Consider the following 19,211-nt stretch of genomic DNA (forward strand, 5'->3'; position numbering starts at 1 on the left):
ACAAATGGTTAAGAAGAAAACGGACCTTCTTTCAGTTTTTCCTTGGCGAATTCTACGATCTTTTTGATGTCGTCCTCTATCGTATCCGGTTCGGGCTTCATCAGCACATAGAACACGTTGGTCTTCGGCGTGAGCGAGATGTGCTTGACGTTTGTTGGCTTGGAGAGGTTCTCGACGAGGTATTTGAGCAGTTCAACGTCACGTCTCTTTTCGTAAAGTGCCTCGTACTTCGTGCCAGCTATCTCCACTATTTCCTTCTGAAGGAGTTCCTCGTCTTCAATCTTGGGCTTTATGCGGTAGTAGCCCTTCTGTATGAGGTGGGCCTCACGCTTTATCTTGGATTCTGGCTTTATTACAATGTAGAGCTTGTCGTGCCTGCTTGTGAGGAGTGCTATGGGGAAGTAGAGGATGCTCTGTCTCGGCAAAAGCGTCAGCGTGTACTCAAACTTCCTGATGTTGTCGCGGTTCACCTTGTAGTAAGCCCTGAAACCGATGTAGCCGCCGAGCCAGACGTAGTCCTTGTCCTCGGGCTTAACAACGTCCTCAATGCTTCTCAGGTAGTGCTGCATTATCTGGAGGTTCAGCTTTCTGCCTTTGAAAAATTGTATAGATGAAACGGCCGCAAGGGCCATAATCGCCAGTATAAATCCGGACGTTATCTCCATAATTAGACCTCCTCGATCGGGTAATAGCGCTGCAAAGTCATATCATCAACTATCTCAAAGTATCCCAACTTATCCTCTAAAACCTTTACCATGTCCTTAACAATTCTCGCCTGAAGCGGCCAGGTGATGGCCATGGCAAAAGGTTTGGGGGGAGTGTTCCTTGCAAAGGCCACGTAGATAGTGGTTTTGTCTTCTTCCGCAACTATTTTAGTGACAAGGCCTTCACTGACTATGTTCTGCCCTGTAAAGGGATTTTTAACTGCCCCCAGGAGTTCCAGTATCTCCTCAGGTCTCAAGTATCATACCTCCAAGCCTTTCGAGCCACTCCATTCCCCGGGGCTCTTCCGCAAACATAGGTATCCTCACGACGTCAATTCCTTTGAATTTCCTCTCGATCTCCTTTAAAACCCTCCCCTGGGCTTCAAGTTTGACCTTCAGCTCTGGTATGTCCTTCCCCAGCGTTATGACTTTGTTTACGACTATCAGGTTAAAGGGCACCCTGAACTTCTTCAGGCTTTCGTAGGCTCTCTCCGTTTCATAGAGTGGAAGCGTTTCAGGATTCATGACTGCGACAACGCTCGTTTTGTTGGGGTCAGTTATGACTTTTTCGACAAAGGCAACTTCCTCGCGATATGCCTTTAGCTCTTGCATGACAGCGTCTTCTTTCTCCTCTTTGGGTAGGGTGAACTCCTCACCTTCAATTGTGAACTTCTGCTCTCCCTGTATTTTGGCTATCGCGCGCCTTCTTTCGAGTATCTTTTTCCTTATCCCTATCAGTTTGTCCGCCCAGATGAGGGATATCTTCGGTAAAGCGAGAACTCTCAAGGTTAAGCCAGTGGGAGGTGTATCAAACACTATTACATCCCACTTATCTCCCTCGATTAGTATCTCCCTTATGGCCTCCAGCGTTGCATATTCCTCTATGCCGGGAGAGTAACTTAGAACCTCAAAATACTTTTCTAGATTTATGACAGTCAAATAGCGGTACATGTGCTTAAGGTTTTTCTCTAGGTGCTTGAGGTAAGCTTTAATTAACTTATCCATATCAAGTTCGCTAGCGTAAAGGTTTTCCATCAGCTTTTTGGGCTTGTCGTTCAGTCTTACCATAAACACGTCGCCAAGGTTGTGGGCGGGATCGAGTGATATAATGAGTGTTTTATATCCTTTCTTCGCCAGGGCAACAGCTAAAGAGGCGCTCGTCGTTGTCTTGCCGACGCCACCTTTTCCAATGACGAATATTGTCCTGAAATCCTCTTTTGGAAGCAGGTACTCTCTCATGTTCCCACCTCAGTCTATATCGAACATTCCAGCAATTTCCGCAAAGATGTCATCTAAATTGACGGCCCTCTGCTGCATGACGTGAATCTCCCGTACCATATGGGGCATCAGTCTTATAACGAGCGTCGTTGGTGGAGATGGTATGCCAACGAAGGCCCCCATTAGCACCAGCGCAAATACGTTCTCAAGCTCTCTCAGCTCGAATTCGATGTATTCAGTTGACTGCTGTTTGAAAGACTCCACGAATCCTTTAAGAAACTGCCTTAGTGGTTCCAATGGTTTCACCTCCAAAAACGAAATAAAAATGAAAGAACTCAAGCGGTCGCGTACTCCTCGGCCGGCTTCTTCCAGGCGGCGTACCAGTCGACGACGAGGAGCAGGTTGAGGAGCAGGCCGACGATGGTGATGAGGGACACCCAGAATCCAGGCTTGATGACGACAAGGAACCAGACAAGTGCTGCCGTCACTGTAATCCACAGGAAGAGCGCGGGGATGACTACTGCCCACTTCCATGCTCCCTCTGGCCTCTGAACCTTTGCAACCCACAGGGAGGCTGTCATCATCGCAATGCTTGCCAGCATCTGGTTCATACCGCTGAAAGCCGGCCAGATGATAAGCCAGCTTCCGCCCCAGGCCATGTAGATACCGAAAATGGCAAGGATTATTGATGCGATCCACTTGTTCTTGAGGATTTCGGGTCCGTGGACCATCTCCATGATCTCTTGCCAGGCGAACCTGCCAAGCCTGGTAGCAGTGTCGAGGGTCGTGAGAGCGAAAGCCGAGACCCAGAGGCTGGCGAAGACTGCGCCGGTCTTGAACGGGATTCCAAATGCATCTTCAAGACCGTAGGCGTAGCTCTTGGAGAATATTCCGACCTTTATTCCGTTCTTGACGACCTGGATGGCGTACTGCTGTCCCCAGTTGTTGACGTCAACAGGGATGTTCATGGTCTGGAAAACCTGGAGTCCGTATATGGCGATGGAAGCTATGACGATGGTTGAGAGGAAGCCCTCGGTGAACATACCGCCGTAGCCGACCATAAGGCCGTGAAGCTCATTGTCAAGCTGCTTGGATGTGGTACCAGAACCGACAATGGAGTGGAATCCACTAAGCGCACCGCACGCGATGACGAGCGGTATTGTTGGCCAGAACGGCGATGGCTTGCCACCGACGACGTTGGCAGACCAGGTGGTGAAGGCTGGGGCTGTAAAGGTTCCAACACCCTTAAGGCCGACAACTATGAACGCCAGACCACCAAGGATAAGGCCAAACCACAGGATATAGGCGTTCAGGTAGTCTCTCGGCTGGAGCAGAATCCAGACCGGCAGTGAGGAGGCCACGATGATGTAGAGTCCAAGAACGATGTACCAGGTCTGCTTGCTAGCGACTATCGGGAACTGGAAGCCAATCCATATCGCTATGATGAGAAGTACTATTCCAATGATTGTACCGACTTTAAAGTCTATCTGCACTTTGTAGAGGAGGTATCCGAGGATCACAGCAACTACCAGGAAGAGCAGCGAGGCTGTCGCAGCTTCTGGAGTTCCAACGAAAATTCCGGATATAACTGCTGCGAATGCTGCTATTACAAGTACCAGAGCGAACCAAACGTAAAGCTCAAAGGCCATGCTGGTTCTCTTGCTCATGAGCTTTCCGGCAATCCACTGGATGGACTTACCATCGTAGCGTACCGATGACATTAATGCCAGATAGTCATGGACAGCACCGATGAAGACGTTTCCGAACCAGACCCACAGGAGTCCTGGCAACCATCCCCAGGCCATTGCCACGGCTGGACCGACGATAGGTCCTGCACCTGCTATTGAAGCGAAGTGGTGGCCGTAGAGAACCATTGGGTGTGCTGGGACATAATCAACCCCATCGTAGAGCTTGTGTGCCGGGGTGGGTCTGTTGGGATCGGCCTTGACGACCTTACTCTGTAGCTTTCTTCCGTAGGCCATGTACATCCCAACGTATATGGCAGCCGCTATCAATATTATTACAGCGGAGTTCATGGTTGCACCTCCGAGGAAGTTTTCGCAGTAGTGTAAAATTGTGTTCATATAAATGCTTTTCGGCAATGGACTGAAAATTTTTCGCTTTTCAACTAAAAGTTAGAAACACTACCCCTGTTTCTGAGAAAAAACCTTTAGGCGGAATGACTATGAAAAATGGGGAAAGGAGAAGTCTTTTTCACTCACTGAAGTTCGATTAGTGGTTGTCCGGTGTCGACGGTTTGGCCTTCTTTGATGAGGATTTTCTTTATTATTCCGTCTTTTGGTGCTGGGATTTCGTTTTCCATTTTCATTGCCTCGAGGATGAGTAGTCCTTGGCCGGTTTTGACTTGATCGCCTTCTTTAACGAGTATTCTAAGGATTTTACCCGGCATTGGCGCAGTCACAACCCCCTCACCTGCTGGCGCTGGAGTTGGTGCTGCTGATGCTGGGACAAGAGCGGGAGCCGGAGTCGGGACGCTAGCAGGGATGCTTGGAGCACTCGGAACTGCTGGGGCGGGAGTACCAGCACTTGCTATCTGAGGCAGATACTTGAGGGCGCTCAGGTCAACCCCTTCAATGCCAACCTCGAATTCAACACCGTCGATGTACAGCTTAAACTTCTGGGCCGTCTTCGGAATTTCCGGTTTTTTGACTCCCTCCTTTCTTGCTTTGAAGAACTCCAGTGCAACCTGCGGGAAGAGGCAGTATGTGAGGACGTCCTCTTCCTTCTCCAGATAACCGAGTTTTTCAAGCTCCTTTCTGCATTTCTCTAATGCAGGCTCCAGAAGCTCCCCCGGTCTCGCTGATACTGGTTCTTCATCTCCAAGAACCTTCGTCCTCAGCTCGGGGTTTATCTCTGCCGGAGGCCTTCCGTACAGGCCTTTGATGTAGTTCTTGACCTCGTTGGTTATCCTCTCGTATCTTCCGAAGAGTACGTTGAGAACAGCTTGAGTGCCGACTATCTGGCTTGTTGGTGTCACCAGTGGCGGCCATCCCAGATCTTCTCTCACGTGCGGAATCTCCTCGAGAACTTCGTCGAGCTTGTCTAGAGCTTTCATTTCCTTGAGCTGGGCTATGAGGTTGGAGAACATTCCCCCCGGAACTTGGTACTTTAAGACGTATGGGTTCACCATGAGGGCCTCCTTGTGGAGCAGGCCGTAGTACCTCTCTTCAAGCAGCTTTTTGAGGTAGCGCGAGACCTGATGAATGAGTTCCCTGTCGAGGTGGAAGCCAACTGCTTTGGGCAGCGCGTGCCATATCGTCTGTATCCCAGGCTGGGCCGTTCCAAAGGCGAGGGGGCTTATAGCTGTGTCAATGAAGTCTGCCCCGGCCTCGACAGCCTTCAGGTAAGTCGCGACGGCCATTCCAGTGGTCGAGTGGGTGTGAACATTAACTGGGATGCCGTAGGTTTCCTTTATCTCACTCACCAGTTCGTAGGCCTTCTCGGGTGTCAGTAGGGCTGCCATGTCCTTGATGGTAATTACATCGACGTCCAGCTTTAGGAGCTCCTCCACCTTCTTCATGTAATATTCAAGGGTAAAGATTGGTCCGGTTGTGTAAGCTATGGCACCCTGAACCTCAGCACCCACTTCTTTGGCCTTCCTTATCGCAACTTCCATGTTCCTAACATCGTTCAGAGCGTCAAAGACCCTGAAAATGTCGATGCCATTCTTGTGGGCCAGCTCAACGAACTTCTCGACGACATCGTCCGGGTAATGGCGGTAGCCAACGACATTCTGCCCCCTGAGCAGCATCTGGAGCTTCGTCTTCCTTATGTGCTCCCTCAAAAGTTTAAGTCTCTCCCAGGGGTCTTCCTTGAGGTAGCGAATGCAGACGTCGAAAGTTGCTCCTCCCCAGACTTCCATGGAGTAGAAGCCTATCTTGTCCATCTTCTCGGCTACGGCAAGCATGTCCTCTGTCCTGAGGCGCGTTGCTATGAGCGATTGGTGTGCGTCCCTAAATGTGGTATCTACTATTTCCACCATTGTGATCACCTGCCTTCTTGTTGGTCACTTAGTATATGCCCACCTAAACGTTAGTTACCTTAAAAAAGTTCCGACGTTAGAGGAGATATATTACGACAGACGTCGAAAAGAATGAGTAGAAGGGGTTCAGAGAAGCCCCTCAGCCTTGGCAGCCTCTTCCGGCTCTTCATTGCGGTGAATGACCCTGATAAGGGCCTTGATGAGAGGCTCTGGGTTCTCGCGCTGGAAGATGTTTCTGCCAACTACGGCACCGGCCCCTCCAGCTTCGATGACGTCGTAAACCACCCTGAGGAAGTCAACTGGATTCTCCGTCTTAGCGCCGCCGCTCAGAAGGACTGGGACTCCCGCTGCGGCATCGACTACCTTGGCAAAGGTCTCCTTCGAGCCAGTCCAGTAGGTCTTTATCATATCCGCACCGCTCTCAACGGCCGCCCTCGCGCCGTACATAACAACACGGTAGTCCTCCTTTTTGCCGTACTTCTTGTTGATGTACGGGCCGCGCGGATAGGCGAACTGCACAACCGGGAAGCCCATGTCGTGGGCGTAGCTCGCTATCTCGGCGAACTGGCGCATCATAACGTCCTCCTGAGGGCTGCCCCAGTAAACAGTCGCCGCTATGGCGTCGGCGCCGAGTTTGACGGCATCCTCAACGTAGCCGAGCTGGCTCTGGAGGAGCTGCTCATCTTTTGGTCTGAGGTTGGTCTTGCTGGTGAGCTTTATCATCAATCCTCTGTCAGGCTTCACTTCGTCGCCGGCGAACCTGGCGAGGCCGGGGAGCATCATGACGCCGTCAACACCGGCGCGCATAACCTTTCTAATGATTATCTTCGGGTTCACGTGCTCCCAGTGCTCCTCAAAATCTGTCGGTCCGTGCTCGAAGCCGTGGTCCATCGCAAATATGAGCGTCCTTCCGTTTCTGCGGAAGAACCTCTTTATTCTTCTTCTAATTCCAATACTCTGGTATGCATCCATACTAATCACCTTGGGTGATATATGGTTTGGGGGATTTAAGGTTTTCTTTGATGGAAAGTTGTTTAAGTCCAGAATGAGAAGTTCGGCCGGTGGTTTAATGTCGGGACTGGGGAGTGAAATTATCGGCCGTAAAATAATCCACCTCCGCGAAGTGGATTCAACCAACGAGTACGCCAAGCTTATCGCTCTGGACGAGCGTGAGGGGACGGTGGTGGTGGCGGACAGACAGACCGCCGGAAAGGGGCGAAAAGGTCGCACCTGGGCCTCCCCGGAGGGAGGCCTCTGGATGAGTGTCATCCTGAAGCCTAAGGCTGAGTCCAAGCACCTTTCCAAGCTCGTCTTCATCGGGGCCTTGGCCGTTGTCGATACTCTCTGGAAATTTGGAATTGAAGCGGGTATAAAATGGCCCAACGACGTCTGGGTAAACGGGAGAAAAATCTGCGGAGTTCTTACTGAGGGGAGGATCGGGGAGTTCGTTATTCTCGGGATAGGCCTCAACGTGAACAACGACGCCCCTGAGGAGCTCAGGAAAATGGCGACCTCGATGAGAGAGTTCCTCGGCCGTGAGGTTTCTCTGTCAGAAGTCTTCCGCGCTCTTATTAGGAATCTCGACCACTGGTACAGACTCTTTCTCAATGGACGATATGCTGAGATAATATCCGCGCTGAAGGAGAGGAGCATTGTCCTCGGGAAGGAAGTCAAGATAATCGACGATGAAACAGAACTCGTCGGCAGGGCTGTGGACATAGATGTGGACGGCGCGCTGATCCTCGAAACACCAAAGGGCAGAGTGCGGGTGCTCCATGGCGACGTTTCTCTCAGATTTCTCTAAATTTTCCACGATTTTCTGTCATATTGTCAACTTTTTTTGGTAAAAGTTAATATAATGTCGCTATTAATGCTATTTCGACGTCATTCTTAAAGAGGTGAAGCCAATGGGAAGGGGGATATTGAGAATATATCTTGAAATTCCTGTGCTTTACAAGATCCTCGCTGGGCTCGTGCTGGGTGTTATCTTCGGTATGCTGCTTCCAGAGTATTCAGCAGCCCTAAAGCCGCTCGGAGACCTATTTGTGAGACTCCTGAAGATGCTAGTGATGCCCATAATACTGTTCTCACTGATAGTTGGCGCCGCCAGTATCAATCCATCGCGGCTCGGAAGGGTTGGCGTCAAGATAATCCTCTATTACCTGGCCACATCGGCATTCGCAGTGTTCTTTGGCCTGCTGATGGGCAACCTCTTCAAGCCAGGAACTGGAATCGAGCTCGGAACAGGCTCTGGAAAGGCTATAGAGGCAGAGGCTCCGTCACTCGTCCAGACGCTCCTCAACATCGTTCCGACCAACCCCTTCGCAGCCCTTTCAAGTGGCCAGGTTCTGCCCACGATATTCTTCGCCATAGTCTTTGGAATAGCCATCAGCTACCTCATGAACAGTGAAGATGAAAGGATCAGAAGCTCAGCTGAGACGCTCTTCAGAGTCATGGATGCCGCCGCCGAGGCGATGTACAAGATAGTCGCCGGTGTCATGCAGTACGCTCCAATAGGTGTCTTTGCCCTGATTTACTACGTCATCGGCCAGTTCGGCCCGAACGTCGCCGGACCACTCGTCAAGGTTGTCGTAGCGGTTTATCTTGGCCTCATCCTCCAGATACTCTTGGTCTACGGTGTCCTGCTCAAGGTCTTCGGCATCGACCCGTTTAAGTTCCTTAAGAAGGCCAAGGACGCTATGATTACTGCCTTTGTTACTAGGAGCTCCAGCGGAACTTTGCCCGTCACAATGCGCGTTGCCGAGGAGGAGATGGGTGTTGACAAGGGCATATTCTCCTTCACCCTGCCCCTTGGCGCGACGATAAACATGGACGGAACTGCGCTCTACCAGGGTGTCACGGTGCTCTTCGTTGCGAACGCAATAGGCCAGCCGCTGACACTTGAGCAGCAGCTCGTGGTCATCCTCACGGCTGTGCTTGCCTCGATTGGAACCGCTGGCGTTCCGGGTGCGGGGGCTATAATGCTGGCCATGGTGCTCCAGAGCGTTGGCCTCGAACTCGTGGAGGGAAGTCCTGTAGCTTTGGCTTATGCCATGATACTCGGAATCGACGCAATACTTGACATGGGCAGAACTATGGTAAACGTCACCGGCGATCTGGCTGGAACCACCATAGTCGCCAAGACCGAAGGCGAAATGGACTCTTCCAAGTGGACGAGCTGAACTCTTTGCTCCTTTCACTTTTTCTAGTTTTAGATGGCCTTTTATTCTGGCTTTTCTGAGATAAAGTTAAATACCCAGGGGTCTAATGCTATCTACACATGTGCGGGAGGTAGATGGATAATGAGAAGGAACGTTTTAGGGGGTCTCCTTATCTTTATGCTCCTAGCTCCTATGTTTGGAAGTGTAGGGGCAACCACGACTGTTGAAATATATGAGGAGAGCTTTACCTTCAAAATCAGACTGTTCGAGAATGGGGACGCAAACATCACGCTGATAAGTGTATGGCTCCGCCCCAAAGATAAAATTCAAGAGCAGATTGAATATTACCTCAACCAAACAAACGGTAGCGTTGAAGATGCCATAAAACTAGCTGAAGAGCAACAGCTTGCTTACTATGTCCAAATCATAGAACAGATCGGGATTGATGTAAATAACGCGACAGTAAAGGTGTATGGGATTCCCAACGGAGACAACATCACGGTGGTTTTCAATGCAATAGCCGTCGGAATGGCCAAGTACTACTCTTATGGGGACTTCTGGGAGATCATCATAGACCCAACCAGAGGGCTTATAGGGGCGTCTTATCCGGATACCGGATATCCCTACTGGGTTATTATGCACAATGAGTTTGTAATCCATCTTCCGCCTGACGCTACACTGCTTTCCTATCCGTTGCCTTACAAGAAGACATTTAATCAGAGCCTCTTCGAGGTCGTTCCAACGATAACGGACGACACAGTAACAGTTGCCTCCACGATAAAGCTGGAGCCGTATCTGTCCCTCGAAGGATTCGGAAGCCTTTTTGATGAGTATAATGACTTTTCAATAACTTATCAAACACCTTACAAAGGTGAAGAGACTTTCCAGAAGAGAGCTACACATGAGTATGTCACGCTTACAGTCTTTCCTGATGGTAAGACAGAACTAAAAATGAGAGAAGTCTATCTAAATCCACAAGACGAGATAGACGACATGAAAAGCCTAGTTGCTTCGTATGGGGTTGATAACTTCAAGAGCTTGATGATCTCGGAGTACGCACAGAGATTTGTAGGAATGGGGGCTGTGATATACAACGCGAGTGCTTACGTTGAGGGACTCAATGAAACCGGCCCTCTTGTTATAGGTCTCAGTTATCTTCTCGAAAACTACACTAAACTTGAAAACGGAACCTACGTTTACATATTCAATCCTACTATGGGATTATCATCCCTCGAGACTATCAGGGCATTAGCCGAGTACAACTATACGTTTACCACGGAGGTTGTTCTTCCAGATAATGGAGAGTTTGTTTCCGTTCCTGAGCCGGTCTCAAGAGAGCTGCACGGCAACTACTTCACCCTGAACGTCACCCAGTCAGGAAATAAGATAACCATAACAGCCAATACGTTCATCCGCTATGGTGCATCCCGGCAGGATATTATGAACCTTCTGGAGGGATATGACCAGCTTGAGGTTCGTTATACACTCGATGTTCAGAAAGGCACTGAGTCAAATCTGAGTACAACTCAGATAGCGGGCATCGTCGGTGCGTTTGTGCTTATAGGTCTGGCCATCTTCATCTGGAAGAAGCACTGAGCATTTCTTTCTTTTCGATATTCATTTAAACCTGCTTTCCAACTTTTCTAAGGTGGTCTTAATGACGAGGAAGCTCTACTATGAGGACGCCTACCTTAAGGAGGCAAAAGCGAAGGTTCTTGAGATTAGGGAGAGTGCACTCCTCCTTGACCAGACGATTTTCTACCCTACCGGCGGCGGTCAGCCCCACGACAGAGGAACGATAAACGGCGTCGAAGTTCTGGACGTCTATAAGGACGATGCTGGAAACGTCTGGCACGCCGTTGCTGAGCCGGAGAAGTTCAAGCCAGGTGACGAGGTCGAGCTCAAAATAGACTGGGACTACAGGTACAAGCTCATGCGCATCCACTCGGCCATGCACCTCCTCGAGCACGTCCTCAATGATGTTCTCGGAGAGGGTAAATGGGAGCTCTACGGCAGCGGGATGAGCGCTGAGAAAGGTAGGTACGACATCCTCTATCCGGAAAACGTTAACCAGTACAAGGAGAAGATCATAGAGCTGTTCAACAAATACGTCGACGAAGGCGGCGAGATGAAGATATGGTGGGAAGGGGAGACACGATACACTCAGATAAGGGACTTCGAGGTAATTCCCTGCGGCGGAACGCACGTGAGGGACATAAAGGAAATCGGACACCTGAAAAAGTTCAAGCGCTCCAGCCTCGGAAAGGGCAAGCAGAGGCTTGAGATCTGGCTTGAGGACTGAGGTCTCTTTGAGTTTTAGATTATGCTCTAGGGCCGTTCTTTTCCATTCCCTGTTACAGGGACTTTTCTCGGGGAGTATCTTTATGGCGCTGCTTGTAAGGCTGACCGGCTTAAAGCAACGGAAACGGGCGTTCTACTGTGGCGATGAGGCAAGCCTGCCGAGCTGGCTGTTTCCATACAATTATGTTCTACGGAAATATCAAGGCCACTACTGGTATCGCGCCGACAAGATTCAGTTGTTTTCACACAACTCTGTTCTACGGAAACAGTAATGAAAAGACTCACAGGAGGGGCCGAAAAATGCGTTTCCACACAATTCTGTCCTACTGAAACCACGGCATTGCCATAACCCAGCGCCCGACCGACATCGATAAGTTTCCACACAATTCTGTTCCACTGAAACGAGGACCTGAAGAGATGGATCGCCAAGGAGCTCTATGGATTTCCACACGACTACGTCCTACTGAAACCTACGGTCTCACCGGTGACAACCTGTTCTGGCACTTCGGCTTTCCACACAATTCTGTCCTACTGAAATGGCAAGCGCGGCGACTTCTCCAACCCCGAAAGGCTGCAGTTTCCACACAATTCTGTCCCTACTGAAACTGACCTGCTGGGTTCAGCTCGTCGTTCCCTCTAACTTGTTTCCACACAGTTCTGTCCTACGGAAACTCGTCAGGGACATTTTATCTGTTTACTGACACCCAGTGAGCCCATAGTTGGTAACACACCTTAGCTCTCCTTCAGCGCCCTGCTTACGATGTCCTCCACCTTTTTGAGTCCCACCGGTGTGTACCTCAGGTGGGTGTGCCTTCCTGCCTCTTCCTCGGGCCGTTTGGGCTCCCAGGCCTCCATCGATACTTCGACAACGTTCGCTTCGAGGCCGGCGTGGGCGAGCACGTTTCTTGGACTCACCTCCCGATTGGCGGCGTCAAATCCAAGGAAATCTCTCAGGGGAATGTCCCGCGGAAATGCCCTTTTCCTTGCGTATTTTATTGCTTTATCCTCAATCTTACCGAGCTCCACCCTTATCCTCTGCAGGGTGCTTCCCCTGAAGAGCCTATCCGAGACGCTGTAAAGCTTCTCGATGGAGTAGGGTTCCTCGACGAGCAGGCCCTCGGTTACCTTCGTCTGGAAGAGGAGCTTGACGAGCGTTCCAAAGCCACTGCCAAAGGCCAGTCTTCGTATTACTGCCTTTTCTTCGGCGTTAACGGCTATCGCTCCCTCCCACGTTTCGTCGAGCTCCTCGATATATGATTCCAGCCTTCCAATGTCGGGGAACTCTTCCAGAAAAAGAAGGGGGAGTCCGAAGAGCAGAGAGCCAATCCATGCCTCAAGCTTTTTCTTCTCCTTTCTCAGGTTCTTTAAAGTGTTCAGAGAGCCCTTGAGCCTTACGAACTCGGCCCTTTCCATTGAGTACTGGCACAGGTACTCATCAAAGCCGGGCAAAGGCTCAGATAGAGGAGTTGGTTTGATCATCGTCGTTTCTATCGTGTTTATGCTCAGCTCCCTCGTTATTTTGGGAACGAACGGGTCGGAGTTGTAGGCGTAGAAGGTGACGGTGTTCATTACCGCCGCGATGCCCAAGAGGTCTTTGAGCGCCCTATACGTCAGCAGGGTTATGTAGTTGAGCCCGTGCGTCGAGTCAAAGTGGACTTCGAGGTTGCCTTTGGTTGGAATTATCTCAGAGAGGGCGTGGAGAACGTAGTAGTAGGCATCCATAGCACTTCCCCTGAAGCTCCCGTGAGTGAATTCGCCTATCCCGGGGGCGATAATGACGTCTACCTCTCTACCTGCACCGATCCTCTCAAGGAAGTCCATGACCCTACCCCTAATGTCTTCCCTCAGGCCTTCCAGCGACGAGAAGTCCTTCCCAATAGTGTCCGATAGGACTATAACTGTCCAGTCCGGTTTGATGACCTTTTGAAGTATCGGGAGCGTTGAGGGCCCGGCTGAGGTCTCTCCCCCAAAGCGATACTTGGTCTCTTTCCATCTCTCAAAGTCGCCCCAAGAAACAACGAGGAGCTTCATTCAATCACCACCCACCCCATGGGCATTCCATTGGCCAGCCTCCTGGTCTTGGGGAACTCCCTTGAGAAACTACTCCCACCGGGCTTCTTCCCAAGTCCGAGTTTTTTCCTCACATTCTCCCACTTGTAGCCCTTCTCAACAAGTAGCAGTCCTATCGTCATCGCCAGCCAGCCGCTTCCCCATCCAAGCCTCAAAATGTGCCCTGAGTAGTCCCCCAGGGAGGCGTAGAACGATCTGACCTGAGAGGCGTACCTCCCAAACTTTTGAACCTCCATGATCTCGGATTTCATTACTGCACTGTAGAACTCGTCGACGGCCTCCCATAGGAAGTCTTCGAAGACCTCCCCAGGTTCTCCTCTTTCTTTGAGGCACTCCGAGAGGAGACCGTTGAAGTAGTCGGCGTTAAGCCTGAGGGCCTTGGTGTTCACATGTATCTCGACGTCCGTAACCGCTCCAGGTTCAATGGCTTCGACCCATATCGGTATGGGTTGAGGATTGCCGATGACCTCAATGTGGTAAACTGCCAGGTGCTTTCGGCCTACTGGTTTGCTGTCCCGAACGATGAGCGCTTTCATCGGGTCGCGCTTCGGCTCGTAGCGGATCTTAGACCGTCTGTCGTGCTCCATACCAAAGACTATGGCTTCGAGCAGATCGTCAGCGCGTTTTCTGTCTATTCTGGCCCTTGAAAGGAAGCCCGTGTAGTAGTCGAGCACGTCCTCACTCCGTCCAATGTCTCTCGCAACATCACCGTTTACCTTTGAGACGACCTTCATGACCGTCCCGGCATCACCGCACTCCTTTAGGGTTTTGTAAAGCACCGCGGTTCTTATCGCCCCTTTGAGAGATGAGCCCGGAATGTAGGGCCTTCCATTGAGCTTGATGAATTCCTTTATCTGCATGCTCTTCCTGCCAGTCTTTCCGTGAACCTTTAGAGCATAGATAGAATAGTCCGATGGGTCGAGGTGGAACTCCTCAATATAACCCTTCCAGATGTATGCGTCTCCAGGGGGATTCTTGAGCAGGGCGAGTATCTCGTTCAGCTCCACCCCAAGGTTCATGAGGTCGTTCACGAGCCTCTCGGTGTCAAGGACATGGAAGATGTTTTCCCGAGGGTAGATATCCACCGGCGTCAGCTCGTTCCCGGTTCCGATATGAAGTGGCGAGAGAACTTTGAGCGTTCGCTCGGTCATTCCAGACCCTCCGGGAGTTCAACGCCCAGCGGGAAGGTGAGGCCGTAGACGTAAACTTCATGGCTTAAACCCAGCTCAAGCCTTTCCATCCTTCCCGGATCATTTCTCACGATTGAGCCCTCTGCGATGAACGTCATCCGCGGCTTCCTCCTGCCGAAGCTCCAGCCGCCTTTCCTGAGGAGCCTCCAGAGCACGGGGGTTTTTGTCGGGAGGGCATTCGAGAGGGTAACGCTGTACTCGCTTCCAGGTGCGTCTATTTTCACTTCGTGGAACTCGACCTCAAACAGCCCTGCCCCCCAGGTCGATTTCCCACCTATGCCCGTGTCGCCGAGGAACTTCATGGCCGGTGCTATATATTCGTCGAACACTTTCCGCGGGCCTGAATAGAGGAAGTAGACCCCGCTCTTCTCTCTAAACCTGATCTCCTCCCAGAAGTATATCGAAGAATCCTGTGTGACCCTGTCAAGGACAACTCTGGGCACGTCCACTCTGGCGTAGGGGATTTCTTCGGGGATGGTGAAGGGCCGCAGCCGGAGTGCAAGCTCGAAGTTTTTGAGGTCGAGGTACTTCGCCTTTCTGAGCCTCTTCGCCGTTATGTAGCGCTCCTCCTCATCGAGTCCTGTGAGAATTTCCTCCAGAGCGGGCTCAACGCTCAGGGGCTTTGGTAGGTAGTAAGTGTCTTCGGAATATGGGAACGCGGAGCTTATCCTTGCACCGTCCATGAAGGCATCCACAAGTTCCTCGACAGCCGATTGTCCATGGATGGCTGAGATTGCGTTTCCAATTGCTCCGAACAGTGTGTCCGCCCTTGGAATGTCTCGAAACGGCCCCTTTGGAATGAGCTTTACTGCAATGAACTTCGGCATCACCCTGCCTCCAGCTTGTCCTCCACCTCCGAGAAGAGGGAATCAAATCCACTGAGTATATCCCTAACTGACTTCTCCCTGGCGTCAATTGAAACGATGTCCTCTTCTTTGCCCGTCCTGTAGTAGTCCAGAGGCCTGAACTCAAAGCTATCAAAGATGAACTTCACTTTTCCGTAGCCTCTCGAACCGGAACCGCCGAGGTAGCTGTCTTCAAGGAGTGCCATGGCAGTTAGGATGTTCTTGATGTCGTCCCTCCAGTGTGTGGTGTTCTCAACGTTGTAGATTATCTCGAACTCGAATTCCGCGCCGGCGACGACTCGCTCGAAGTGACGGAGGTTCGTCTTCGAAGTGATTCTGTCGATTGAGACCTCAGGCTTCGCCTCGGTTATAAGCTCAAGAGGTTTGCTTTTCCAATCTTTTGTCAGGTGAGCATCCCTAACGATGATCCTTGAGGGGAAGTTACTTTTATCACCGCTGGCTCCAAAGAGCCTGCACACAGGGCATTTGTAGGCATCTTCATAGGTTTCGCAGACGTGAATGTGAATTGGATTTGGTTGGGTGCCGATGTTCCTGTTGAACTCCAGGGATTTCAGTCCAAACTTTTCTGGGTGAGAATGAACGTATATTTCGAAGAGGCTCCTTAACCTGCCCTTGAGGGATGAACCGGGAATGTATGGATAGCCTGATATGGGGTCTCTGATCACGGGTGAGTCGACACCTCCAATCTCGGCAACGTTTCTTCCGGCTCCAATCTTGAGGCCCGTCTCGACCTTGATCGTTCCCTTCAGGACAAACTTTCCATAAAATCTTCTGTCCCTTTCCATCATTCCTTCCCTCCGAAATACCTGTGATAGGAGATTATAGCCTCAAAAAACTCGTAAACGCGGTTGAAGTTCTCCTTACTTGGGTTTTCAAGAAGCCAAGCGAGAACGGGTTGCAGGCTGTTTGCAAAGTTTGAAACATTCTTGTTCTTCCCTGCAGTATAGGCCAGCAACATCATCATTCTCCTAGCTGTTGACTGTATCTCTTTCTTCACGTTCTCCTCCTTTTCTTCCTGTTTTATGCTGAATCTTATGTGAACGTCCTTGGCCATCTCAATAATCTTCCTGACCTGGGTTGTATGAACATCATCAACTACGGCCTTTGCGGCCACTATCGCGGCGTTTCTAAGCATCTCCTTCTCGTCCCATTCAGAAAAACTGGCAAACCTGCTCCGTATTCTTTTGTAAACCTCATTAATAGCCTCCTTGTTGCCTCTGATCGAGGATTGTAGCTCCCAGAACTTCAGGTTGTTGAATTTCTCGAAAACTTCCTCGATATTTCTGTTGTTTAAAGTTGTGTCCTGTCGGTAGCGTCTCTCTTCAAAATTCCTATTTCTCCTTTGGTTGTATCCCATCAAATCACCTCCTAACCGCCATGAGCACGATTTTCAAAACCCCATCAACCCAGTAAACCGGCTGGGGTTCTTTCCTCTCGACGGCCTTTGTGTCTATGCCAACCAGCTCCGGGAACAGATCAGAGAGACCGTGCCTTCCGAGCAGGTATGCGGTCAAGTAAGCCCAGCGGACGTCGTTCGGGTCTCTGACGTAAAGCTCCCTTATTTCAAGGAGCTTCCAGAGAAGACCCTTCTTGGACTCCAGCTTTCCTTTTAGCCTTCCGTTTCCGGCGTATATCCTTGGGGCATAGGTTCTCCAGAGCTCCTCGTAATGGCCCCACTCGTAAGATAGCTTGTGCTTCCCATCAAGCGGCCTGCTCCTCCCGACAACGAAGACCCTGTTCCTGCCTTCATCTTTGGCCGTGTCAAGCCTTTCACTTACAACATTCGCCATCCTGTATATCGGCGTGCGCTCGTCGAAGTAGCCGAGGCCAACCGAGAGCGTCAGCTTTCCGCCGGTGTAGGCATTGAACGCCCTACGCACCCTGAATGCGAGCTCGAATATCTGGTCCCACGCCCCAACGATGAAGAAGTCGTCGCCGCCGGCATAGACGACGACAATATCAGGTTCCTCCGGCCAGTCCCTCAGAGAGGGGACGTCTCCTATGATGTAGCCGAACTTTCCTTCAATTATCGCCCCGATGTAGCCCTTGAAGAAGTAGTCCATGAATCTCGACGCCGTTGCGAGCTTCGACGGGCTGTCCATCGAGCTGAAGAACTCCCCAAGCCTGTCCACATCGCCCTTCATAACGCCAAGCCTTCTCGTACCGGTTGACGCCATTGAAAGCTCTTCAAACGTCGCGACTCCGCCCTTGGGGTCTTTCTTGAAGTAGTCCGCCACGAAATACGGGACGAACTGGGCACTTTCGGGGATTTCGCCGGGGTTGAGCGTGTTCTTAACCAGGATTTGTTCTCCGACGGGCCTGCCTCCCTGAAGGTAGGGGACGAAGCCCGAGAACGGCCCCTCAACGAGGACTCCAGCGTCGTTTTTGGCGGTCCGCCCAAATCCGAGCAGCTTTGGAAGGTTACCCCCGAGGCTGACGAGCCTGTTGCACGTGGGACATACTTTGGTCTCGGGGTCAGAGGCAGAAGGTTCGAGTTTTCCCTCAGGAAGCTCCCGGCCGCATACGGGACACTCCGCTAGCCTTTCGGTGTGCCCGTGCTCGAAGAGGCCCTTTATCTCGCCGAAGCGCTTGAGCTTCCTCACAGTGAGCTTGCGCTTGAGCCTTTTTCTGGCCTCCGCAAAGAGGTTTTTCCCACCTTCTCTTCCAAACTCCCTGCCGGAGACAGGCTCCCATTCTATGGCAAGGTAGAGGTCACCCTCGAATTCACGATAAAGCCACTCGGCGGCCTTCGCCCTTATCTCTTCCAGCTCCTTTACGGCATCTGGTGTGTTCTGGGCGATTATCATGAAGTGGCCGCCGGCGTTGAAGATGACGTTGGCCCTCGTGAGGCCCAGCCTTGAGAGTATCTCAAGCACGACGTCCCAGCCGATGAGTTCGAGGTATGCACTCCTCGCGCGGAGGTACTTGAGGGTTCCCTTTCCGCTCACGCGGTAGATGAAGTCCTGTATTCCGGAAAAGTCCCCCTCAATGAGGAGGAAGCGTTTCTCTTTCCTGCATCCCCCAGACCTAACGTCCTCGGCGGTGCACCCGGCGCGGAGCATCGCGAGGGCTATTGCCGAGGTCATTCTCATGTGGTCATACAGCGAGATGACGTTCCCCTCGCTTGTCACGGAGCTGACGAAGGTCAGGTACTTTTCGAGAACCGGCAGGAGTCTGTCGCTCCTAAGCTTGACCTTGGAAAGTTCTTCCCAGAGCCTCTTGACCAGCTCCCTGTAGTCCTGGGACCTGATGGAAAAGACGTCCCCCGGGACTGGAAGTTCTTTTTCGAAGTCCAACTCAGCCCAGGGATAGGCTTTCCTTGGGTTGAACACGGAGTACAGCGGCCTTGACGCCTGCGGCTGCCCCTCTTCCCTCTCGCCCGATGCCAGGTTGTCGGCCTCATATACTATCCAGAGGGCGTTGAGGACGTCGTCCACCGTGAGGCCAAAACGCTCGGGGGAAAGCTCTTTTATCCTCTTTATCATCCGTTCATCGTTTTTCATGTGCCCCCTGTGATGGAACTCGGAGAAAAGGGAGAGGAGCTCGTATTCCGCCCTTCCGGTGTTCTTAGCTAAGTCCCTGAGGAACCTCGCACCCTGTGTGGAATGATCCCCGGAGTAAAGACCCGCCCTCTGCACGGGCTTCCCTATGTCGTGGAGAAGCCCGCCCAAGGCGGTCAGTTCATCGATTTCCACCAA

The 19,211-nt window shown here is 51.4% G+C and carries 17 protein-coding genes; 4 read left to right on the forward strand and 13 right to left on the reverse strand.

Annotated elements, in window-relative coordinates; genetic code table 11:
- Positions 1–8: 8 nt before the first annotated feature.
- The 7 genes from E3E33_RS02505 to fba all read right to left on the reverse strand — a co-directional run bounded on the left by E3E33_RS02505 (position 9) and on the right by fba (position 6,897).
- Positions 9–665 (reverse strand): hypothetical protein, encoded by a 657-nt coding sequence (locus E3E33_RS02505; protein ID WP_012571869.1) that lies wholly within the window; start codon positions 663–665, stop codon positions 9–11.
- Positions 666–667: 2 nt separating this feature from the next.
- Entirely contained in the window at positions 668–961 is a 294-nt protein-coding gene (locus tag E3E33_RS02510; RefSeq protein ID WP_167712186.1) for an iron-sulfur cluster assembly protein, read from the reverse strand.
- On the reverse strand, positions 951–1,943 hold the full coding sequence (locus tag E3E33_RS02515) for an ArsA family ATPase (RefSeq protein ID WP_167712185.1): 993 nt from the start codon (positions 1,941–1,943) through the stop codon (positions 951–953). The genes E3E33_RS02510 and E3E33_RS02515 overlap by 11 nt, the downstream gene beginning before the upstream one ends.
- A 9-nt stretch (positions 1,944–1,952) precedes the next feature.
- Positions 1,953–2,234, reverse strand: coding sequence for a hypothetical protein (locus E3E33_RS02520; RefSeq protein WP_012571866.1), 282 nt, complete (start codon positions 2,232–2,234; stop codon positions 1,953–1,955).
- 23 nt (positions 2,235–2,257) lie between these two features.
- The gene (locus tag E3E33_RS02525) at positions 2,258–3,958 is read right to left on the reverse strand and encodes a carbon starvation protein A (protein ID WP_012571865.1); all 1,701 of its coding nucleotides are present in this window, start codon (positions 3,956–3,958) and stop codon (positions 2,258–2,260) included.
- Positions 3,959–4,140: 182 nt separating this feature from the next.
- Positions 4,141–5,925, reverse strand: coding sequence for a pyruvate/oxaloacetate carboxyltransferase (locus tag E3E33_RS02530; RefSeq protein WP_206203388.1), 1,785 nt, complete (start codon positions 5,923–5,925; stop codon positions 4,141–4,143).
- A 126-nt stretch (positions 5,926–6,051) separates the two neighbouring features.
- A complete protein-coding gene (fba, locus tag E3E33_RS02535; RefSeq protein WP_167712177.1) occupies positions 6,052–6,897 on the reverse strand; it encodes a class I fructose-bisphosphate aldolase in 846 nt (281 codons plus the stop codon).
- A 97-nt stretch (positions 6,898–6,994) separates the two neighbouring features.
- On the opposite strand from fba, the gene E3E33_RS02540 reads away from it, so the two are divergent.
- From E3E33_RS02540 to E3E33_RS02555, 4 genes are all read left to right on the forward strand, one after another.
- A complete protein-coding gene (locus tag E3E33_RS02540; protein WP_167712172.1) occupies positions 6,995–7,729 on the forward strand; it encodes a biotin--[acetyl-CoA-carboxylase] ligase in 735 nt (244 codons plus the stop codon).
- 103 nt (positions 7,730–7,832) lie between these two features.
- Complete coding sequence (locus E3E33_RS02545) at positions 7,833–9,107, forward strand: dicarboxylate/amino acid:cation symporter (protein ID WP_167712173.1); 1,275 nt, start codon at positions 7,833–7,835, stop codon at positions 9,105–9,107.
- Positions 9,108–9,227: 120 nt separating this feature from the next.
- Positions 9,228–10,682, forward strand: coding sequence for a hypothetical protein (locus tag E3E33_RS02550; protein WP_167712174.1), 1,455 nt, complete (start codon positions 9,228–9,230; stop codon positions 10,680–10,682).
- A 61-nt stretch (positions 10,683–10,743) separates the two neighbouring features.
- Entirely contained in the window at positions 10,744–11,388 is a 645-nt protein-coding gene (locus E3E33_RS02555; protein ID WP_167712175.1) for an alanyl-tRNA editing protein, read from the forward strand.
- Positions 11,389–12,119: 731 nt separating this feature from the next.
- Here the strand turns inward: E3E33_RS02555 and csx1 are convergent.
- The 6 genes from csx1 to cas10 are packed head-to-tail and all read right to left on the reverse strand — an operon-like array spanning position 12,120 to position 19,208.
- Positions 12,120–13,418 (reverse strand): CRISPR-associated CARF protein Csx1, encoded by a 1,299-nt coding sequence (gene csx1, locus E3E33_RS02560; protein WP_167712178.1) that lies wholly within the window; start codon positions 13,416–13,418, stop codon positions 12,120–12,122.
- Entirely contained in the window at positions 13,415–14,608 is a 1,194-nt protein-coding gene (gene csm5, locus E3E33_RS02565; RefSeq protein ID WP_167712179.1) for a type III-A CRISPR-associated RAMP protein Csm5, read from the reverse strand. Before csm5 ends, csx1 begins: the two co-directional genes overlap by 4 nt.
- The gene (csm4, locus tag E3E33_RS02570; RefSeq protein ID WP_167712180.1) at positions 14,605–15,474 is read right to left on the reverse strand and encodes a type III-A CRISPR-associated RAMP protein Csm4; all 870 of its coding nucleotides are present in this window, start codon (positions 15,472–15,474) and stop codon (positions 14,605–14,607) included. Before csm4 ends, csm5 begins: the two co-directional genes overlap by 4 nt.
- Positions 15,474–16,301, reverse strand: a complete 828-nt coding sequence (gene csm3, locus E3E33_RS02575; protein ID WP_167712181.1) for a type III-A CRISPR-associated RAMP protein Csm3 — start codon at positions 16,299–16,301, stop codon at positions 15,474–15,476. Before csm3 ends, csm4 begins: the two co-directional genes overlap by 1 nt.
- A complete protein-coding gene (gene csm2 / locus E3E33_RS02580; RefSeq protein WP_167712182.1) occupies positions 16,298–16,870 on the reverse strand; it encodes a type III-A CRISPR-associated protein Csm2 in 573 nt (190 codons plus the stop codon). The genes csm3 and csm2 overlap by 4 nt, the downstream gene beginning before the upstream one ends.
- Before the next feature lie 4 nt (positions 16,871–16,874).
- Positions 16,875–19,208 carry a type III-A CRISPR-associated protein Cas10/Csm1 gene (cas10, locus tag E3E33_RS02585; protein WP_167712183.1) on the reverse strand — a complete coding sequence of 778 codons (2,334 nt, stop codon included), beginning with the start codon at positions 19,206–19,208 and terminating at the stop codon, positions 16,875–16,877.
- Positions 19,209–19,211: the final 3 nt, after the last annotated feature.

The sequence above is a fragment of the Thermococcus sp. GR5 genome, from assembly GCF_012027535.1.
Classification (GTDB): domain Archaea; phylum Methanobacteriota_B; class Thermococci; order Thermococcales; family Thermococcaceae; genus Thermococcus; species Thermococcus onnurineus.